Genomic DNA, 18,294 nt, shown 5'->3' on the forward strand with positions numbered 1-18,294 from the left:
TTTGGGGTTATGACCGAACAACAACCACGTGTTTTACTCATTGATGATGAAGAAGACCTTTGTACATTGATGCAAATCAGTCTTTCACGTCTCGGCGTCCAGACAGATTGTGCCTACAACCTACAACGTGCCAAACAATTGTTACAACAACAACATTATGATGCCTGCCTAACCGATCTCAACCTACCCGATGGACATGGACTTGATTTTGTTCAGTACGTTACAGAACGCTTTCCTTACTTACCCATTGCCGTGATTACGGCGTATGGCAATATGGGCATTGCAATTGCAGCGTTAAAAGCCGGTGCTTTTGACTTTGTGAGCAAACCCATCAATCAACAGCATCTTAGTCAACTGATTCAAACTGCACTGCATAGTAGCCAAACGGCACCAGACAATGAACAAGACACGCTTGAGCATCGTTTATTGATTGGTCAATCTGCACCCATTGAACAACTACGTATAGCACTTAGAAAAATTGCACGTTCGCAGGCACCCGTATTTATTACAGGTGAGTCTGGAACAGGTAAGGAAGTGGTTGCCAATCTGGTACATCGCTTAAGCAATCGCAATGAAGGGCCGTTTATTGCACTAAACTGTGGTGCAATTCCGTCAGAACTCATGGAGAGTGAGTTATTTGGCCATAAGAAAGGCAGCTTCACAGGTGCCACACAAGATAAACAGGGATTACTTTTATCGGCACATGGAGGAAGTCTATTTCTGGATGAAATTGCAGAACTTCCTCTCACGATGCAAGTTAAATTACTACGCGCTGTTCAAGAAAAGAAAATCCGTCCAATTGGTTCAGATCGTGAAATTGATGTCGATTTTCGTGTGATCAGTGCCAGCCATCAGAATCTGGAACTTTTAGTCCAGCAAGGCAAATTTCGTCAGGATTTATTCTTTCGAATTCATGTCATGGATATTCAGCTTCCTCCACTACGTGAGCGTGGACAAGATATTTTACTGTTAGCCAAGCATTTTATTCAGCATGTTTGTCATGAATGGGACCTGCCTTTAAAGCATTTGAGCCCTGCGGCTGAACATTATCTACTACATTATGACTTTCCAGGAAATGTTCGGGAATTACGCAATATGATGGAACGTGCCATTACCTTAAGTGATGGAGCATCAATAGACCTTCAGCAATTAAACAGCTCTCTACTACGCCAAACCACTATCCCAGAATTAGATTTAACACCGATTTCGAATACAGTATCAATAGCACCAACATCTCAGCAAAATTTAGAATTTCCACATGAAGGACTTGAACAATATTTAGAAAAAGTTGAAAAAGATATGCTGCTTAATGCGTTAAATAGTACACACTGGAATCGTACTTTAGCCGCAAAAAAATTAGGAATGAGTTTTCGCTCTCTTCGCTATCGTCTGAAAAAATTTGGGCTTGATACTGATGATGGCTAAATCAGGATTTGGGCTGTTTAAGCAATAGATCTGCTACATTTTCCAAATAAGTCTCATCTTTCATGTCGGCAGGTAAAGGATAACGCTGGTTCGGCTGAATCCCTTTACCTTCAATCATGCTGCCATCTGGTGTGTAATAATGCGATACCGTCATTTGCAAAGCTGAACCATCTGGCAATGGAAATAGTTTCTGCACGACGCCTTTGCCATAACTTTTTTCGCCAATCACCCAGGCACGCTGATGATCTTTCATGGCAGCGGTAAATACCTCGGCAGCAGATGCTGAACGGTGATTAATCAAGATACCCATCTTCAAACGCAAAAATTCACTGCTTGGTAAGGCCTGAAATTGTTGATTACCTTCCGAACGACTTTTGGTTGAAACAATAATTCCTTGATTCAAGAATAAATCAGCAGATTCAACTGCGGCAGAAAGAAGTCCACCCGGATTATTACGCAGATCAATAATGACAGCCTTCAAACGTGGCGAGCCGTATTCTTCTAACAAACGCTTAATTTCGTTAGCTGTATCCTGCTGAAAGACTTTAACTTTTAAAACCAGCACTTGGTTATGCAAAAGAATTGGCTGAACATCCGCCTCTATTTTTTTATTTCGGATCAGGGTTTGAGATACTGGCATTTCAGCCGTCTGAATTTGTATGGGCGTACCAATGGAGCCATAAAGCAGGGTATGCACCTGATCATGATTGAGCGTTTGGAGATCTTGTCCATCAATCTTAAGAACATTCTGACCATTTCTAAGACCTAACTTGTAGGAATCTGCACCTTCTTTAAGATCACGGACCACCCACTGATGAATTCGTGCATCGTAAACCAAAGCAAAATCGACAGATGCCAAATCGCCTTCGGTATATTGTACCAATTGCTTATAATCTTCTGGAGACAAATAGCGAGAATAACGATCTAAACCGCTGACCAGACCTTTGATCGCTTGCTGGAACAAGGCATCATCCGATTTAGCTTCCACATAGTTGTCTTTGACCAGATTGTAAATCTGAACAAACTGCTGAATGGATTCGACTGGTACCTCAGCAGAATGTAGCTCATGCCCATCTTCATCAACATTACTTGAAGGTTGAATCAGAGGGGCAGCAAATGAAAGCGGACTCAAACACATCAACACACTTGTTAAAAAAACGCGATAATTGAAGCGTTGAGCCATGCAGTCACCTTTATGAAGAGAGAGTAATTAAATTACGTCCCTGCATTTCTGCAGGTACAGGAAGTTGCATCAAATTGAGTAATGTTGGCGCCACATCAGCCAAGACACCACCTTCTGCAATCACTGCCTGTGTTGGGCCAACATAAATAAATGGCACCAGTTCAGTTGTATGTTGTGTATGCACCTGACCACTTTGGTAATCTTGCATTTGCTCCACATTACCATGATCTGCCGTAATAATCATGTGACCATGTTTTGCCATTACGGCTTGGTAAACACGGCCTAGACATGTATCTACTGCTTCAACGGCCTTCACTGCAGCATCGAAAATACCTGTATGACCGACCATATCACCATTGGCATAGTTCACAACTAGTAAATCAAACTCACCAGAATCAATGGCATTGACCAATTGATCTGTGACTTCATAGGCACTCATTTCTGGTTTCAAATCATAGGTGGCAACATTTGGTGATGGAATCAGAATACGTTTTTCACCTGGATATTCGTCTTCACGTCCACCGCTAAAGAAAAACGTTACATGAGCATATTTTTCAGTTTCAGCAATACGAAGCTGTGTCTTACCCAAATTTGATAAATATTCACCAATCGAATTATGTAGTGCTTCTGGCATATAAGCGACTGGCGCATCAATGGTAGCTTGATAACGTGTCAGCATGACAAATTTTGAAAGGTGTGGAATACGTTGGCGTGTAAAACCTGAGAAATCGTGTTCTACAAATGCACGTGTTAACTCACGGGCACGGTCGGCACGGAAGTTCATAAACACGATACTGTCACCATCTTGTACGGCTACGGCATCGCCAATACGTGTTGCTTTGACAAACTCATCGCTTTCACCAGCAGCATATGCCAGTTCCAGACCCTGCACTGCACTTTGTGCGGTACGTACTGCTTCGCTTTCGGTCAATAAACGATAAGCCTGCTCAACACGATCCCAACGATTGTCACGATCCATCGCAAAATAACGACCAATCATGCTCACAATACGTCCTTGCTCTGGATACTGAGCAAAAAGTGCATCCAGTTTTTCTAAAGAAGGCTGTGCACTTTTTGGCGGTGTATCGCGACCATCCAAGAAAGCGTGTAAATAAACGGTTGCACCACGTTTTAAAGCCAATTCACACATGGCGACGATATGATCTTCATGTGAATGAACACCACCTTCCGAGAGCAAACCCATAATATGAACAGCACCATGCACTGCTTTGGCTTTTTCAACAGCATCGACTAAAACCTCATGCTCAAAAAAAACACCATCACGAATATCTTTGGTAATGCGGGTAAAGTCCTGATACAGCACACGACCAGCACCCAGATTCATATGGCCAACTTCAGAGTTACCCATTTGACCATCTGGTAATCCCACATCTTCACCAGAGCCAGAAATCAGGCTATGCGGATGCTTTTGTTTCATCATGCTAAGAGAAGGAGTTTTCGCTGCCAAAAACGCATTGTCTTTGATTGCCTCGCGATGTCCGATCCCATCCATGATCACCAAAACGTGAGGGATTTTTGCAACAGTTGCATCCGTCATGATTTACTCTCGTTATGCCTATAATTTCGTCGCGTTATCTTACCGAATTTTCCATCAAGACTCTACGTCTGTATGATGACTTTGCATGATCTTGATCATGTGTTTTTTCTATAGCTCGGGTTTATCTTGCCCGATATAACAAGTAACTCCCCGCAACAAACATGAGTACAATTGGCCCAAGTACAAACCATGCGGGTGATGGGTTATAAACCAAACTTGCATATCCAAGAAAATCTTGTAAATAGTAAAAACCTAGTCCAATAAACAGCGCGATCACCAAGCGAAAACCCATCGATTGCTGGCGTAGTGGCCCAAAAATAAAAGAACAGGCAACCAATACCAACGTAATCAATGCAAAAGGTGAAGCCACTTTCTTCCAGAATGCCAACTGATAGGTTTTCGGCACTTGGCTGTATTCACGCATATAGTTCATAAAACTGACCAGTTGGCTAAAGGATAAATCTTCTGGATCAATCGTCACCATATGCACGTACTTAGGCTGCAATGCCAATGAAAATGGCTGTTTAGCTGCATTTGCCAATACAGCATCGCCTTGTCCCTGAATCGCCATCTGCTGCGAATGATTTAACAACCATTGACCATCTTTGACAAACTGTCCTTGCTCGGCATTGGTTACCGACTTTAAACGATAGTTGTCATCAAAATCGACCACCTGAATCCGTTTAAGCTGACCTTGTGAGTTGGCATAATCCACATAAATAAAGCGCTGTCCTTCACGTGACCAGTAACCTCGTACCTCGCCCAGTGCCGCAACACTTTGATGGCTCTTCACGCTATTTGCTCGCTCATTGGTATACGGCACGACCCACTCACTCAATGCAAACGAGAGTAAAACCAGTACTAATGCCGAACGAATGACCCAACCGACAATCCGCCATAAACTGATTCCCACCGAGCGCATCACAATCAATTCACTGTTGGATGCCAGTGTACCCAATCCTAAAATTGCACCAATCAACGCCGAGATAGGCAGAATTTCATAGAGATAGCGCGGTGCTCCCCATAAAACATATAAAAATGCCTGCCAGGCGCTATAGTCTGCTTTAAGATTGGACAGCTCACCTAAATAGGTAAATAAAACCTGCAAAATCACCAAAACAATCGTGGTTCCTAGCATTGCTAGCGCCGTGGTTTTGGTCACATGCTTTGCGACGATTCGACGTGCTAACATTATGCTCTCACTCGTTTGATCTGTTTCTTAATTTTAGGCGCCAGCTTTTGCTTGCGTGAGAATAACGCCGCAGCAATACCATACACAGCCAAGGCTGCTGGATAAGCCCATACACCTAGTTCATCACGACTAATACGTGTACGAATTGCGATTAACAATACAATTAAACTCGCAAAGATAAAAATCGCAGGAATAAGTCGATAATAACGTCCCTGACGCGGACTTACCTCACACAGTGCAACAGCCATCATCAAGGCAATGACAATGGTAAAAGGGCCAAATACACGCCAGCCCATTTCACTGGCAATGACTGGATCGTTCCATTTGTTCCAGAGTTTTGAACTTGGCAATGCCTCAACTTTGTCAGTTTCAAAGGTTGCCGACTTATCATTTTCTAGACGTAAACGATAGCGCTGGAATTCGGCCTGTGAATATTTTGCCTTTCCTGGATAAATTTCGTAGCGACGTCCCTGAATCAAGTCCACTACATTGGCCGTTTCATTTTCCATGACCACACGCGTGGCTTCTTTGGCCAGAATCATGACATCGGGTTTGCCTTCTTTTTGTGCTCGCTGGTAGAAGAAAATATCTTTCAGGTTTTTACGGTCTTCGGATAAATCCCCTGCATAGATGGTATAAGGCCCCGATGATATAAATTCTTTGGGTCTGACTAAATCAAAGCCTGTACGAACAGCCTGACTACTGGAGAGTTGATCAAACTGGCGTAGCCCCCAAGGCGTCATCCATAGCATCAAAATGCCTTGTATCACCAAGAAGACCAAAGCCAGTGGAATCAATAGCTGTCCAAGTCGAATTCGACTGATGCCACTGCCATTGAGTACAGCCATTTCATGATCAACGTAAAGTCGACCAAACACCAGCATCAAACCAATAAAGAATCCTAACGGTAAGATCAGGGTTAAAAATTCAGGCATACGATAGCCAATGATGCTAAACAGTACGCCAGCATCCAAACGACCCTGAGCAGCCACGCCAAAATACTTGATTAAACGACCACCCATCATGATTAAGGTCAATAAGGCAATCACTACCAAGGACGTCGATACCACTTGTTTGACAAGATAACGTCGAATAATCAAATTAGTGCTTCCAAAAAGGCAATCGAAACTCACGCTAGTTTACCCGAATGCTAAAAATATAAAACCTATCGATGTGTTGCACATTGAAACTCGCGCAAAGAAAATGTTTCAATGTCATTATTTGAAAACACACATACAGGCAGTTTAAATCAATATGAAATTTACTCTACAATCTACTGCACCCCAATCTGCACAGCATGAATATTTGCTGGTATTGGTCACTGAACAACAATTGAAAAATACAGCAGATACCTACAAAATCAATACATTAGATACCATTACACATACCAGTCAGTTCAAATCTGGTTTTAACGAAGTCCTCACGCTCATTGGACAGGCAGAGACTTGTTCTTATCTGAATCTGGTTGGTCTTGGTGATTTAAAAGACCTACAACCTGCCAAAATCGCAAAACTTGCACAAACCATTATCAAACTGGTTCAAACTAAATTCAAACAAATTCATCTAGATATCTCCGCATTACCAATCGAGCTGCATTATTTATTTGCACTTAATCTTACACAAGCCAATTATGTTTTTGATGAATTTAAGTCTAAAAAAAGTGAAGCACAGCTTGAACAGATTCACCTGATTACAGCTCAAACTGGACTCACGACGCAACAGCTTGATTTAATTCAAGCGATTGCATCTGGACAAGATTTGGCACGTGACTTGGGTAATCGTCCTGGTAACATCTGCTTCCCAGAATATTTAGCCGATCAAGCCAAAGCATTGGCTCATGAGTTTCCAGAGTTGCTCAAAGTGACCATTCTGGATGAGCAGCAAATGGCTGATCTTGGCATGAATGCTTTCCTTGCTGTGAGTCAGGGTTCAGATCGTCCAGGCCGTATCATCACACTTGAATATAATGCACAGCTTGAACAGGCGCCTGTTGTACTGGTAGGTAAAGGGGTAACATTTGATACTGGTGGTATTTCAATCAAACCTGCTCAAGGCATGGATGAAATGAAATTCGATATGTGTGGTGCAGCCTCGGTTCTTGGTACAATACGTACCCTATGCGAAGCTCGTTTACCCATTCATGTGGTGGGAGCCGTTGCAGCCGCAGAGAATATGCCTTCAGGGCAAGCGACTCGCCCAGGTGATATTGTCACCACCATGAGTGGCCAAACCGTTGAGATTCTGAATACCGATGCAGAAGGTCGTCTGGTTTTATGCGACACCCTAACCTACATCAAACGTTTTAATCCAAGTCTGGTCATTGATATTGCGACATTGACAGGCGCCTGTGTAGTGGCTCTTGGCAAGGTGGTCAGTGGTCTTTTCTCTCCAGATGATGCACTTGCACAAGAATTACAGCAGGCAGGCGAACAATCCTTTGACCGTGTTTGGCGCTTACCTGTCATGGATGACTATCAGGAATTACTCGATTCTCCTTTTGCAGACATTGCCAATATTGGTGGACCCTATGGCGGTGCAATTACGGCGGCGTGCTTCCTGCAACGTTTTACACGCGACTATCGCTGGGCGCATCTCGATATTGCAGGAACAGCTTGGCTCTCAGGAACAGCAAAAGGTGCAACAGGTCGTCCTGTACCACTTTTAGTTCAGTTTTTAGCAAATCGTGTAGGTACGAATGACTAAAATCAGTTTCTATTTATTTGAAACCAGTCAGGAACGGCAAGTCGAAAGTGCTTGCCGTTTATGCCGAAAACTCGTGAAACAACAACAAAAGCTATGGTGGTTTTGTCCAGATCTGGAGTTACAAAAGCAGCTTGATGAACGTTTATGGACCTTTGATCGGGAAAGTTTTATCACTCATGGTATTGATCAACCTCACGCTTTTGTTTGTATTTCAAGCCATTTACCTACCTCGAAAGAATGGATTGTGTTTAATTTTAACAATCAAGCACTTGAACAAATGAGTGAGTTTAGTCACATTATTGAAATTATTGAGAATACTGAATCCGCAAAGCAGATTGGACGAGAAAAATTCAAACTTTATCGTCGTTTAGGTGTAGAACCTCGTACTTTTAAATTATAAGTGTTAAACCATGCTGTGGTGTAAGGAGAAATATTGTGGCATTAAATGTCGGGCATGATTTTAAAAAGCGTTGGCTAGATGCGCCTGAAGCTGTACGTCAAACTTTTAAAGAAGATCTTGCTCGAATCTGTGACTTATTACAGCCACAAACTCCAATTCAGTTGTGGATTGAACAGGATCAGCAACAACAACAACATGCACATGAAAAAATTGAGCAAGCATATGCCAAGCTAAAAGCTGAACTGATTGAGCAAGCACGTATTCGAAAGCAAAAGGCACTTGAACAGTCTCTATCACAAAAACGTGAACAGCACGCCCAACAGATTGCGGCTTTATATGCAGACGAAGCATACCAACAACAACAACAAACCCATGCCTTAATGGCTTTACGCAGTCAGCTACACGAAGAAATCGAACAGCTTGCTGCACGTTATAGCCGAAATCCAGAACAGGCCACCATTGATTATTCACGTTCTAGCCGTATTTCAGATTCGCAGATTGTGTCTGAGCTTGAAAGTGTACGTTTACGCCTCGAACTTGAAGCCGACACTTTGATTGAAGAGGCAGTGAATGGATTTCGCGCCCAATTACGCAAAGCTGCGCAAGACGAAATTGACTATATTTTGCAACATTCACATTTTTCAACTTTAACTCGTGATAGCAACTGATCGGTAAAGCTATTTTATGTCATAAAATTCACATGTTTTTGTCACATGATAGTCACATGCAATCTGCAATTGTATATTTAAATTCTTGAATATACATAAAATCAGAAACTTAGGAATATATCATGGACATTTTGTCGAATATTTCAAAAAAAATCGCACAGTTAAACACAGGCGAGTCGTGGACGTTATCTGCACATGACTTATATATGAGCCGTAATGATTTTAGTTCTTTATCTGTCTTTTTAGCGCGTGAATCACAAAATGGATGCTTTTCAATTATTGTGCCAAAAGCCATCAAACCTTGGCTGGGGACAACATCACTGACCGTGGTCAAAGACTAAAACATACATAGAAAAAAGCTCATCTTTTAGATGAGCTTTTTACACTATTATTTTAAAAATCCATTTTCTGCTAGAAAGCTCATGCTGATCTCAGATTTTGGGTTTTGTTCAGCCGCTTTATCACCGAGTAATAAACGTTCGATATAACGCGCCAATACATCCACTTCAAGATTCACCTTACTTCCCGTTTTCCATGTCGAAATGTTGGTACGTTCAGCAGTATGCGGGATCAGATTCAGGCTCAAGATATTGCCGCGTAAATGGTTAATGGTCAGACTAATGCCATCCACCGTTACCGAGCCCTTCTCTGCCAGATATTTTGCAATTTCGGCAGGCGCAGTGACTTCATAGTAGATTGAACGCGCATCTTCTCGGACTAAGGTAATCTCACCGACAGCATCGACATGCCCGCTGACAATATGCCCGCCAAAACGTGTCGTAGGTAACATGGCTTTTTCAACATTCACGGGTTGCCCCACTTTCCATTGACCCAATGTCGTTCGATTTAAACTTTCACGTGAAACGTCTGCTGCATACCAGTTTTTACCCCATTCAATCACAGTCAGGCAAATACCATTGGTAGCAATTGAATCGCCTAAATGTACATCAGACATATCCAGATCAGTCTGAATACGCAAACGTACATCACCGCCAACACTCTGGAGGCTTTCAACCTGACCTAAACTTTCAATAATGCCTGTAAACATGTTGATCTCTCCAAATTCCTACACAATACAATACCAGACGGTAACTACCACAGCGCAAGCTGGGTGCTATTCCCAGAAGTATCAACACCACCCAGTTCAGCAAAATGATAAAGCTGACCCAGCAACTGACGTAATGGCGGGCCAGATTTGGCATGGGTGTCTGTAATCACAATAAATTCCAGTACACGTGCACGTTCTGACTGACGCTGTTTACTGACACGATAACGTGGCACATCTTGAGTTAATAACGTGACTTTGCCGCGCTTTAAGTTTGCAGTGAGTAAATCTTTTGGCTCAATATTTCCGTCTGTCGAATAACTGGTCAAAATATAACGTGCATTAATCGTTTCAAGTAACTTCTCATAAGCATCTTTTGCATACTTAGACGAATTATACGGACTCGGACGTTCTTTACGCCAAGCACGGTCAATTCCGCTTTTATAGCCTTTGGTATCGGGTGAGGGTAAATCCACCTGATCCCACAAGGTTAAAGCATTTAATACATGATAGTTACTACTGTAGGCATGCTGATTATAAGGTGGATCCAAATACGCCACATCAACTTCAAAACTACTCATCTGAGTGGCAAGATGCTGCGCGTCTACACACCACATTTCAGCGGCAGGACGTTTAGAATCGCCCACGTCACAAAACCGGCTGGGTGTTAACCACAGCAATGATTCAATTCGTTCAAGTGCTGTTTGGGTACGCCCACCCCAGCCCTGATGAAAGCTCTTAAAGACGCCGCTCGTATTACTGACAAAACTGGCCGAATATAATAATGGCGCCAGCAATGCGCTCATCTCGACATCATTAATGGCACCCTGCGCCTGCCAAGTCGCGATTTGCTGACGGATTGCATCGATACGCATTCCATTTCGACGCTTAAAAAACAAACGATCTCGACTCGGATCATAAATATCGTCATTGCGTGGACATAAGTTATGTGTCACCCAGCCCTTAACTTCAGGCAAACGATTCAGATAATCAATTGCCTTTTGATAGCCGCCAAGTTCTTTAAACGCTGGCGCATCATCGACACACGCTAAAATCGCATGATTCAATGCATGGCTATAAGGTTCCCAGTCGTTGGCAATGACCCGATAACCATTTTGTCTAGCTAAGCGTGAAACAACTCCGCTACCAGCAAAAAAATCGGCAAAAATTGGCGGATTCTTTTTTTTGCTATTGAGCGTTCCAGTAATTTCCAGTGCTTCTAAAATGAGATGCAGCAAACGACGCTTATTGCCCAGATAAGGCACAAGTTGATGAAACAAATATTCATCTGTCGTTCGTGCCGCATGGCGGCGTTTATGATAAACCGAAGCCTCTGAATTCATACTGTCTCTTGAATCGGAACTAACCTTAAACGGATATCTTGACCAAGCTGAGTCAGGTCAATCAGTTCAAATCGTAATTGTTGAGCCATCTTATCTAGCTCAGCATTAAACATGGCACGCGCAGAACACCCTAATAATGTTGGCGCCACATAACTAATGACTTCATCAACCAAATCTTCTTGTAAAAAGGCAGTAGATAAAGTCGCGCCTGCCTCAATCATGACATCATATATATGATGCTCTTTGGCAATGTGCTCTAAAAGCTGTTGCAATGGCAGAACGGGAAATTGTACCACACCTAGATCAGCAAGTTCCTGACGAAATGGTCCCATCACCACCACAGTTTCAGGATGTTGTAACAGCTTTGCTGTGAGCGGTAAACGACCTTGTCGATCTAAAATAATTCGCTTCGGTTGTACAATCTCACTCAAATCATCAACATCTGGCAAAGCCCGTACATTTAACTGGCAATCATCAGCCAGTACAGTATCAACACCTGTAATGATTGCGCCAGAACGTGCTCGCCAGTATTGCACATCGAGCCTTGCATCTACACCAGTAATCCACTTGGATTCTCCAGATGCCATTGCAGTTCGACCATCTAGACTAGATGCGACTTTTAACCGGACGTAAGGCAATCCGCCTGCCATCACTTTTAAGAAACCACGATTTAATTCTTGCGCCTGCTCTTCAAGCACACCCACTTGCGTGGTAATACCCGCTTGGTTGAGCATGGTTTGACCTTTTCCTGCCACTAACGGGTTTGGATCAAGCGTTGCAATGACGACACGCGAAACTCCAGCTTCAATTAAGGCATTGGCACATGGTGGTGTTCGTCCATAATGTGAGCAGGGCTCTAACGTTACATAGGCTGTTGCATTCTGTGCTTGAACTCCCGCTTCACGCAAAGCAAACACTTCAGCATGCGGGCCACCCACTGGTGCTGTCGAGCCACGCCCAACAATATGTTGATCTTTTACAATCACACAGCCAACCGCAGGATTAGGACGTGTGCGAAATTGTGCAGTTTTTGCCAGTGCGAGTGCCTGTGACATCCAGTAATGATCACGCTCTTGTTCAGACATCATGTTTCTCACATTCCTGTTCACGTTGCTGCATTTGTTCGATCTGACGGCGAAATGCTTCGACATCCTGAAAATCTTGATAAACAGAGGCAAAGCGAACATAAGCAACATGATCCAATGCAAACAGCGCCTGCATCACAATCTCGCCAATCATACGTGATTTTACATCTCGCTCGCCAAGTCGACGGATTTTTAGCTGAATATCACTCAGGACTGCTTCAATCTGCTCTTGGGTCACAGGACGTTTTTGTAAAGCATGCATCAACGAGCGACGCAACTTGGCTTCATCAAACGGCTCATTTTTACCATTTGATTTAATCACTCTAGGCATCACAACTTCATAGCTTTCAAATGTGGTAAAACGCTCACCGCAACTGATGCATTCGCGTCGACGACGGATCTGACACCCTTCAGCAGCCAGACGCGAATCAATCACCTTACTGTCTGCGGCGTTGCAAAAAGGACAATGCATGGCAGCTCAAATGAATTCATTTATTTAAGCTAGTGTAGCAAAATTTAAACGCTTACAGAATCTCGACCACAAAACGCCATAAAAAAACAGCCTGATCGGCTGTTTTTTAAAGAACTCAATAATTATTCTACACGTTCGCCATGCTGGCTCAAATCGAGACCCATACGCTCATCATCAGAGTTAGCACGAATTCCAATCACGACATCAATGACTTTCAAGATAATAAAGGTCAACACAGCACTATATGCAATTGTAGCCAATACACCTTCTATTTGAATCCAGAGCTGATGTGTCACACTTGCTGGCGCTTTGTCACCCATGATGAATGGACTTGCAAATACAGCCGTCAAGATTGCACCTGCCATACCACCTACGGCATGCAGACCAAATGCATCCAATGAGTCGTCTGCTTTCAACATACGTTTTAGGCCAGAAATTCCCCAGAAGCAAACGACACCACCAATCAATCCCATGATCAACGCGCCACTTACAGTAACAAAGCCTGCAGCCGGTGTAATCACAACCAGACCTGCAACTGCACCTGAAAGAAGACCAAGCAATGAAGTTTTACCGCGAACAATTTTCTCAACAATACCCCAAGAAATTGCCGCTGCTGCTGCTGCAACCTGAGTCGTCACCAAGGCATAGCCTGCAGCACCATTTGCAGCAAGTGCAGAACCACCATTGAAACCGAACCAACCTACCCAGAGCAAGCTTGCGCCAATCACTGTGAGTGCAAGGTTGTGTGGTGCCATTGATTCTTTACCCAGCCCAATACGCTTACCGAGCATATACGCAGCAACCAGACCAGCAACACCCGAATTGATATGAACAACGGTACCACCAGCAAAGTCAAGTGCGCCATCGCTACCCAACCAGCCACCACCCCATACCCAGTGGGTAATTGGCGCATACACCACGATGACCCAAATGGTGATAAATGCAACAAAGGCTCCAAACTTCATACGTTCAGCAACCGAGCCACTAATAATGGCAACAGTAATAATCGCAAAGGTCATTTGGAAAATAACAAAAAGAATCTCAGGAATGGTACCACTCAAGGCCTCTGTGGTAATACCCGACAGCATGATTTTATCCAGACCACCAACAAAGGCATTGCCTGTAGTACTAAATGCCAAGGTATAACCAATCACCACCCAAACAATACTGACAATTGCAGCAGCGACAAAGCTATGTGCCATAGTGCTTAATACGTTTTTCTTACGTACCATACCACCATAAAAAAGTGCTAAACCAGGAATGGTCATTAAAAGAACTAAAGCAGTAGAAATCAGAATCCATGCTGTATCACCCGAATCCATTTTGGGTGTTGCTGCTGGCGCTGGTGTAGCAGTAGCGGCGGAAGGTGCTTCTGCCGAGCCAGTTACAGGTGCTTCAGTCGTTGTAGCTACAACGGTTGTTGTTTCTTCAGTTGCCGGTGCTGATGCCGCATTTTCTGCCCACGCAGCCGAACCACCTAAAAGCGCACCAGATAGACTTAGCGCTAAAAGCATTTTTTTCATTCGTATCCCCCAACCTCAATTTTTATGAGTTATTTGTACTCAGCAAACTTTATGCCAACACTTAAACAGCATCTGCACCAGTTTCACCAGTACGAATACGGATCACTTGTTCAAGGTTCGTTACAAAGATTTTTCCATCACCGATTTTGCCTGTGCTTGCAACACGTGTAATAGATTCAATCACCGCATCGACCATCTCATCGCTGATTGCAATTTCAATTTTTACTTTTGGTAGAAAATCAACTACATATTCAGCACCACGGTAGAGTTCAGTATGGCCTTTTTGACGTCCAAAACCTTTTACTTCAGTGACAGTAATCCCCTGAACACCGATCTCTGAAAGGGCTTCACGCACATCATCCAGTTTGAATGGTTTTACAATTGCAGTTACGAGCTTCATGTTTGTTTTCCTTCGGCTTCTTTCACCAGTAAGGTTTTATGTTCAATTTTCATGCCAATATTTCAAAGGTTGGGGGCCATAAAAATATGAGCATGAGCTTTCTTTATAACCTATTTATGCAGTGAGATGTAGCTTTGGCCTTAAAAATTAAACATTTTTCCTTATATTTATGATGTTGTAGTTTCATAAAAATCAGATTGTTTTCACACGCCTGACTTTAGTGATCCGATCAGTGGTGTTAAACTCACTAGAAATTTATAACTTATTAGTATTTATTATGCTTGAGACCTTATTACACGCCATTTTAGAACAAGTGGATCAACCCAAAAAAGATTTGGAAAAAAACCTGCGTGCCTTACTCAATGAAGCAGTTGAAAAGCTAGATTTGGTCTCAAAACAAGAGATCGAACGTCAACATCACGCTCTTCATCAAGCGAATCTACGTTTAAAAAGCCTACAAGAACAAGTGACTTTACTTGAACAACAGATTCATAATAAAAAATAAGCACTCTTTTAGCGCATTTTTATACTTTATACCTATTCTAAAAAAGCACCATAATGGAACAATAATAGTATGTCCTTTGCAAAAATTTTTACGCGGGGTGTTTTGGGTTTACACGCACCACAAATTGAAGTTGAAGTTCATTTAAGTCAAGGACTTCCTTCACTGACTATCGTTGGATTACCCGAAGCCGCGGTCCGTGAAAGTAAAGATCGTGTTCGTTCTGCCATCATCAATAGTGGTTTTCAATTCCCGACCAAGCGCCTAACCATTAATTTAGCACCAGCCGATCTGCCCAAAGATGGTTCACGTCTGGATCTTCCTATTGCCTTGGGTATTTTAATTGCTTCAGGTCAGTTACCTGAAGGTTGTACAGATCAATATGAACTGATTGGTGAACTGGCTTTAGACGGTCATTTACGCCCAGTCACCAGTGCATTGACTATTGCCATCGCATGTCAACAAGCCAAACATCAATTAATTGCACCTGATGAAAATGGCCAAGAGATTGGCCAGCTTCCTGATTTTTCTTCATATACTGCTGCCCATTTAAAACAGGTATGTGAGCATTTTTTAAAGATCACACTGCTCTCTCCAAATAAAACTGCTGTTTTAAATACGCAACATCGCTATTCACTGGATCTGGCTGATGTCAAAGGTCAGCTTCGTCCAAGACGCGCTCTTGAGATCGCTGCGGCTGGTGGGCATTCATTACTTTTTCGTGGGCCACCTGGAACAGGAAAAACATTGCTGGCTTCTCGCTTACCGAGTATTTTGCCACCGCTTACCCCTCAAGAGAATCTTGAAGTAGCGAGTATCTATTCTATCGCCAATACCTCTCATCCTTTTGGGCTTCGACCATTTAGGGCACCCCATCATACAGCTTCGGCTATTGCTTTAGTGGGAGGGGGTTCAAATCCAAAACCAGGTGAAATTACCTTATCGCATTTAGGCGTTTTATTTTTGGACGAACTTCCAGAATTTGATCGCAAAGTTCTTGAAGTATTGCGTCAACCCTTAGAAGCGAAGGAAATTACTATTTCGCGGGCAGCCCGTCAGATTTCTTTTCCTGCAAACTTTCAGTTAATTGCTGCCATGAATCCTTGTCCGTGTGGCTATGCCTTTAGTCAGGATCAACGTTGTCAGTGTACTCCAGAAGCCATTCGTCGTTATCAGGCTCGAATTTCTGGTCCATTATTAGATCGAATTGACTTACACATTGATGTACCACCATTACAGGCCAACGAATTACAAAGTACAGCCCCTACTGAAAATTCTGCCAGTGTAAGAGTGCGTGTAGAAAATGCCTATACGTACCAAATCAAACGACAAAACTGTTTAAATCAAGCACTCACGCCACGACAGCTTGAAGAAATAGCCCAGCTTAGTCCTGCTTCTCAGAAAATTATGGCTCTTGCCCAGCAAAAGCTCAATCTGTCAGCACGCTCCTATCATCGGATTTTACGCGTTGCACGCACCATTGCCGATCTGGAACAGAGCCCTGAGATTGAGCGTCATCATTTAAATGAAGCCTTATCCTATCGCAGTGAACATAGCTAAAATAAAAAAGACCGTTTTAATAAAACGGTCTTTTCAAATCAATCAATAACAAAATTTTATGTTAAAAATTAGAATGTTTTAGACAACGTAAATACAGCACCTAACTCATATGGTTTTTGTAATGCTCCTGGCACACCTGAAGTACTTACATCAGTACCCACCCCAGCTAATTCAGCAGTTACACCTAATACTGTGTATTGCACACCAAATTTATAGTCGATATAACTGTCATCCTTTGCTGGGCCGCCTGCAACCACAGCCATTGCATCTTTATTTTTGAAATTGTTATAACCTACGGATGCAATACCAGTAAATCCAGTGTCTGCGATTGGGGCGCTATAACCTGCATTGAAGTACCAGAAATTTTTAGTATGTGCCCAGTAATCATCTGAATAGTTAACACCTAAAGTTAGGCTATCACCAGTGAATAAGCTATCGGCAAAAATTAATTTTGCATAAAGTTCATTAAAGTCCAGACCATTTTTACCTTCATATCCAATCCCACTTCGGTCAAAACTATGTCCAGAACCAATATAACCATAATGAGTTATACCGACATCATAGGTTGCGCTATAGCTAGGAGAAAAGTGAATCTTGTTGGTATAACCTAAAGATGCATCCGTTTCAGTTGAGTTTCCTGCCACACCAAAATCGACACTTGAACCCCATAGTGCCAAATATGCACCAGACTCATGATTAATGGTAAAACCACCTTGGATCGCAGGGTTGTTCGAACTTTGTGATACACCACGAAAGCGATAATCAGTAGTAGCAGCAACACTACCTGCGACTGAAAAACCGGCAATGCTTGATTTACTATCTTCTGCCATAGCAACAGTGGCGCTCGCGGCTAAGCTTGCTAATACGGCTGCTTGATATGCAAATTTTTTCATTGTAATTCTCCCCCTGTGTTGGTGCTCACCAACGGATTTCTGATTTTAAAATTGCATCAGTGATGATTTAGCAAATGCTGTGCCAATTGGGTCAGAAATTATTTTTATTTAATCTTATTTTTAATTTTTAAAAATATTTATATTAAAAACATGAGTTTAAAAAATTAAAGTATTTTTTATTTTTAGTGGATTTTATCAGTTTTAAAATCATACAGAGTTACGCAAACATTTGTTACCAATGGTTCATCTCATCCAATATAGAGCATTAAATATACTTTGCTCTTATTTTGAGTATCTAAAACTATCAATAATGATGTAACTACAATACATGTAACAAAATAT

General features: G+C 42.5%; 18 protein-coding genes. 7 read left to right on the forward strand and 11 right to left on the reverse strand.

Going from position 1 to position 18,294, the window contains the following annotated elements; translation table 11 throughout:
* The first annotated feature begins 9 nt into the window (after positions 1-9).
* Complete coding sequence (locus F952_RS01790; RefSeq protein WP_004920725.1) at positions 10-1,425, forward strand: sigma-54-dependent transcriptional regulator; 1,416 nt, start codon at positions 10-12, stop codon at positions 1,423-1,425.
* 1 nt (position 1,426) lies between these two features.
* On the opposite strand, the gene F952_RS01795 is transcribed toward F952_RS01790, so the two are convergent.
* The 4 genes from F952_RS01795 to lptF form a co-directional block, all read right to left on the reverse strand.
* Entirely contained in the window at positions 1,427-2,608 is a 1,182-nt protein-coding gene (locus tag F952_RS01795; RefSeq protein WP_004920728.1) for a S41 family peptidase, read from the reverse strand.
* A 10-nt stretch (positions 2,609-2,618) separates the two neighbouring features.
* Entirely contained in the window at positions 2,619-4,166 is a 1,548-nt protein-coding gene (gene gpmI, locus F952_RS01800) for a 2,3-bisphosphoglycerate-independent phosphoglycerate mutase (RefSeq protein WP_004920731.1), read from the reverse strand.
* A gap of 121 nt (positions 4,167-4,287) precedes the next feature.
* On the reverse strand, positions 4,288-5,358 hold the full coding sequence (gene lptG, locus F952_RS01805; RefSeq protein ID WP_004920734.1) for an LPS export ABC transporter permease LptG: 1,071 nt from the start codon (positions 5,356-5,358) through the stop codon (positions 4,288-4,290).
* Positions 5,358-6,458: an LPS export ABC transporter permease LptF gene (lptF, locus tag F952_RS01810; protein ID WP_004920738.1), complete on the reverse strand. Its 1,101-nt coding sequence runs from the start codon at positions 6,456-6,458 to the stop codon at positions 5,358-5,360. The genes lptG and lptF overlap by 1 nt, the downstream gene beginning before the upstream one ends.
* Before the next feature lie 154 nt (positions 6,459-6,612).
* On the opposite strand from lptF, the gene F952_RS01815 reads away from it, so the two are divergent.
* From F952_RS01815 to F952_RS01830, 4 genes are all read left to right on the forward strand, one after another.
* The gene (locus tag F952_RS01815) at positions 6,613-8,061 is read left to right on the forward strand and encodes a leucyl aminopeptidase (RefSeq protein ID WP_004920741.1); all 1,449 of its coding nucleotides are present in this window, start codon (positions 6,613-6,615) and stop codon (positions 8,059-8,061) included.
* Positions 8,054-8,461 carry a DNA polymerase III subunit chi gene (locus F952_RS01820; RefSeq protein WP_004920744.1) on the forward strand — a complete coding sequence of 136 codons (408 nt, stop codon included), beginning with the start codon at positions 8,054-8,056 and terminating at the stop codon, positions 8,459-8,461. The genes F952_RS01815 and F952_RS01820 overlap by 8 nt, the downstream gene beginning before the upstream one ends.
* A 35-nt stretch (positions 8,462-8,496) precedes the next feature.
* Complete coding sequence (blhA, locus tag F952_RS01825) at positions 8,497-9,129, forward strand: cell division protein BlhA (protein WP_004920746.1); 633 nt, start codon at positions 8,497-8,499, stop codon at positions 9,127-9,129.
* A gap of 122 nt (positions 9,130-9,251) precedes the next feature.
* Positions 9,252-9,470 carry a hypothetical protein gene (locus tag F952_RS01830; RefSeq protein WP_004920749.1) on the forward strand — a complete coding sequence of 73 codons (219 nt, stop codon included), beginning with the start codon at positions 9,252-9,254 and terminating at the stop codon, positions 9,468-9,470.
* 47 nt (positions 9,471-9,517) lie between these two features.
* Here F952_RS01830 and F952_RS01835 read toward each other — a convergent pair whose 3' ends face one another.
* The 6 genes from F952_RS01835 to glnK all read right to left on the reverse strand — a co-directional run bounded on the left by F952_RS01835 (position 9,518) and on the right by glnK (position 14,997).
* Positions 9,518-10,177, reverse strand: a complete 660-nt coding sequence (locus tag F952_RS01835) for a riboflavin synthase (protein ID WP_004920751.1) — start codon at positions 10,175-10,177, stop codon at positions 9,518-9,520.
* A gap of 44 nt (positions 10,178-10,221) precedes the next feature.
* Positions 10,222-11,517: a DNA adenine methylase gene (locus F952_RS01840; protein WP_004920754.1), complete on the reverse strand. Its 1,296-nt coding sequence runs from the start codon at positions 11,515-11,517 to the stop codon at positions 10,222-10,224.
* The gene (gene ribD, locus F952_RS01845) at positions 11,514-12,602 is read right to left on the reverse strand and encodes a bifunctional diaminohydroxyphosphoribosylaminopyrimidine deaminase/5-amino-6-(5-phosphoribosylamino)uracil reductase RibD (RefSeq protein ID WP_011182005.1); all 1,089 of its coding nucleotides are present in this window, start codon (positions 12,600-12,602) and stop codon (positions 11,514-11,516) included. The genes F952_RS01840 and ribD overlap by 4 nt, the downstream gene beginning before the upstream one ends.
* Positions 12,595-13,074, reverse strand: a complete 480-nt coding sequence (gene nrdR / locus F952_RS01850) for a transcriptional regulator NrdR (protein ID WP_004920757.1) — start codon at positions 13,072-13,074, stop codon at positions 12,595-12,597. Before nrdR ends, ribD begins: the two co-directional genes overlap by 8 nt.
* A gap of 122 nt (positions 13,075-13,196) precedes the next feature.
* Complete coding sequence (locus F952_RS01855) at positions 13,197-14,597, reverse strand: ammonium transporter (RefSeq protein WP_004920758.1); 1,401 nt, start codon at positions 14,595-14,597, stop codon at positions 13,197-13,199.
* A gap of 61 nt (positions 14,598-14,658) precedes the next feature.
* Positions 14,659-14,997, reverse strand: a complete 339-nt coding sequence (gene glnK / locus F952_RS01860) for a P-II family nitrogen regulator (protein WP_004281042.1) — start codon at positions 14,995-14,997, stop codon at positions 14,659-14,661.
* A 277-nt stretch (positions 14,998-15,274) separates the two neighbouring features.
* Between glnK and F952_RS01865 the strand changes: the two genes are divergently transcribed.
* Positions 15,275-15,502 carry an accessory factor UbiK family protein gene (locus F952_RS01865; RefSeq protein WP_026056902.1) on the forward strand — a complete coding sequence of 76 codons (228 nt, stop codon included), beginning with the start codon at positions 15,275-15,277 and terminating at the stop codon, positions 15,500-15,502.
* Positions 15,503-15,571: 69 nt separating this feature from the next.
* The gene (locus F952_RS01870) at positions 15,572-17,059 is read left to right on the forward strand and encodes a YifB family Mg chelatase-like AAA ATPase (RefSeq protein ID WP_004920762.1); all 1,488 of its coding nucleotides are present in this window, start codon (positions 15,572-15,574) and stop codon (positions 17,057-17,059) included.
* Between the two features lie 68 nt (positions 17,060-17,127).
* On the opposite strand, the gene F952_RS01875 is transcribed toward F952_RS01870, so the two are convergent.
* The gene (locus tag F952_RS01875) at positions 17,128-17,952 is read right to left on the reverse strand and encodes a TorF family putative porin (RefSeq protein WP_004920764.1); all 825 of its coding nucleotides are present in this window, start codon (positions 17,950-17,952) and stop codon (positions 17,128-17,130) included.
* Between the last annotated feature and the right edge of the window lie 342 nt (positions 17,953-18,294).

It is taken from the genome of Acinetobacter baylyi DSM 14961 = CIP 107474, assembly GCF_000368685.1.
Taxonomy (GTDB): Bacteria; Pseudomonadota; Gammaproteobacteria; order Pseudomonadales; family Moraxellaceae; genus Acinetobacter; species Acinetobacter baylyi.

What these genes read in the sequence shown, in the direction of transcription:
- nrdR (WP_004920757.1), bottom strand. Translation starts at nt 13,074, where the DNA reads ATGCATTGTCCTTTTTGCAACGCCGCAGACAGTAAGGTGATTGATTCG.
- F952_RS01875 (WP_004920764.1), bottom strand. Translation starts at nt 17,952, where the DNA reads ATGAAAAAATTTGCATATCAAGCAGCCGTATTAGCAAGCTTAGCCGCG.
- lptG (WP_004920734.1), bottom strand. Translation starts at nt 5,358, where the DNA reads ATGTTAGCACGTCGAATCGTCGCAAAGCATGTGACCAAAACCACGGCG.
- F952_RS01865 (WP_026056902.1), top strand. Translation starts at nt 15,275, where the DNA reads ATGCTTGAGACCTTATTACACGCCATTTTAGAACAAGTGGATCAACCC.
- F952_RS01835 (WP_004920751.1), bottom strand. Translation starts at nt 10,177, where the DNA reads ATGTTTACAGGCATTATTGAAAGTTTAGGTCAGGTTGAAAGCCTCCAG.
- F952_RS01795 (WP_004920728.1), bottom strand. Translation starts at nt 2,608, where the DNA reads ATGGCTCAACGCTTCAATTATCGCGTTTTTTTAACAAGTGTGTTGATG.
- glnK (WP_004281042.1), bottom strand. Translation starts at nt 14,997, where the DNA reads ATGAAGCTCGTAACTGCAATTGTAAAACCATTCAAACTGGATGATGTG.
- F952_RS01790 (WP_004920725.1), top strand. Translation starts at nt 10, where the DNA reads ATGACCGAACAACAACCACGTGTTTTACTCATTGATGATGAAGAAGAC.
- F952_RS01870 (WP_004920762.1), top strand. Translation starts at nt 15,572, where the DNA reads ATGTCCTTTGCAAAAATTTTTACGCGGGGTGTTTTGGGTTTACACGCA.
- gpmI (WP_004920731.1), bottom strand. Translation starts at nt 4,166, where the DNA reads ATGACGGATGCAACTGTTGCAAAAATCCCTCACGTTTTGGTGATCATG.
- F952_RS01855 (WP_004920758.1), bottom strand. Translation starts at nt 14,597, where the DNA reads ATGAAAAAAATGCTTTTAGCGCTAAGTCTATCTGGTGCGCTTTTAGGT.
- F952_RS01820 (WP_004920744.1), top strand. Translation starts at nt 8,054, where the DNA reads ATGACTAAAATCAGTTTCTATTTATTTGAAACCAGTCAGGAACGGCAA.
- F952_RS01815 (WP_004920741.1), top strand. Translation starts at nt 6,613, where the DNA reads ATGAAATTTACTCTACAATCTACTGCACCCCAATCTGCACAGCATGAA.
- F952_RS01840 (WP_004920754.1), bottom strand. Translation starts at nt 11,517, where the DNA reads ATGAATTCAGAGGCTTCGGTTTATCATAAACGCCGCCATGCGGCACGA.
- ribD (WP_011182005.1), bottom strand. Translation starts at nt 12,602, where the DNA reads ATGTCTGAACAAGAGCGTGATCATTACTGGATGTCACAGGCACTCGCA.
- F952_RS01830 (WP_004920749.1), top strand. Translation starts at nt 9,252, where the DNA reads ATGGACATTTTGTCGAATATTTCAAAAAAAATCGCACAGTTAAACACA.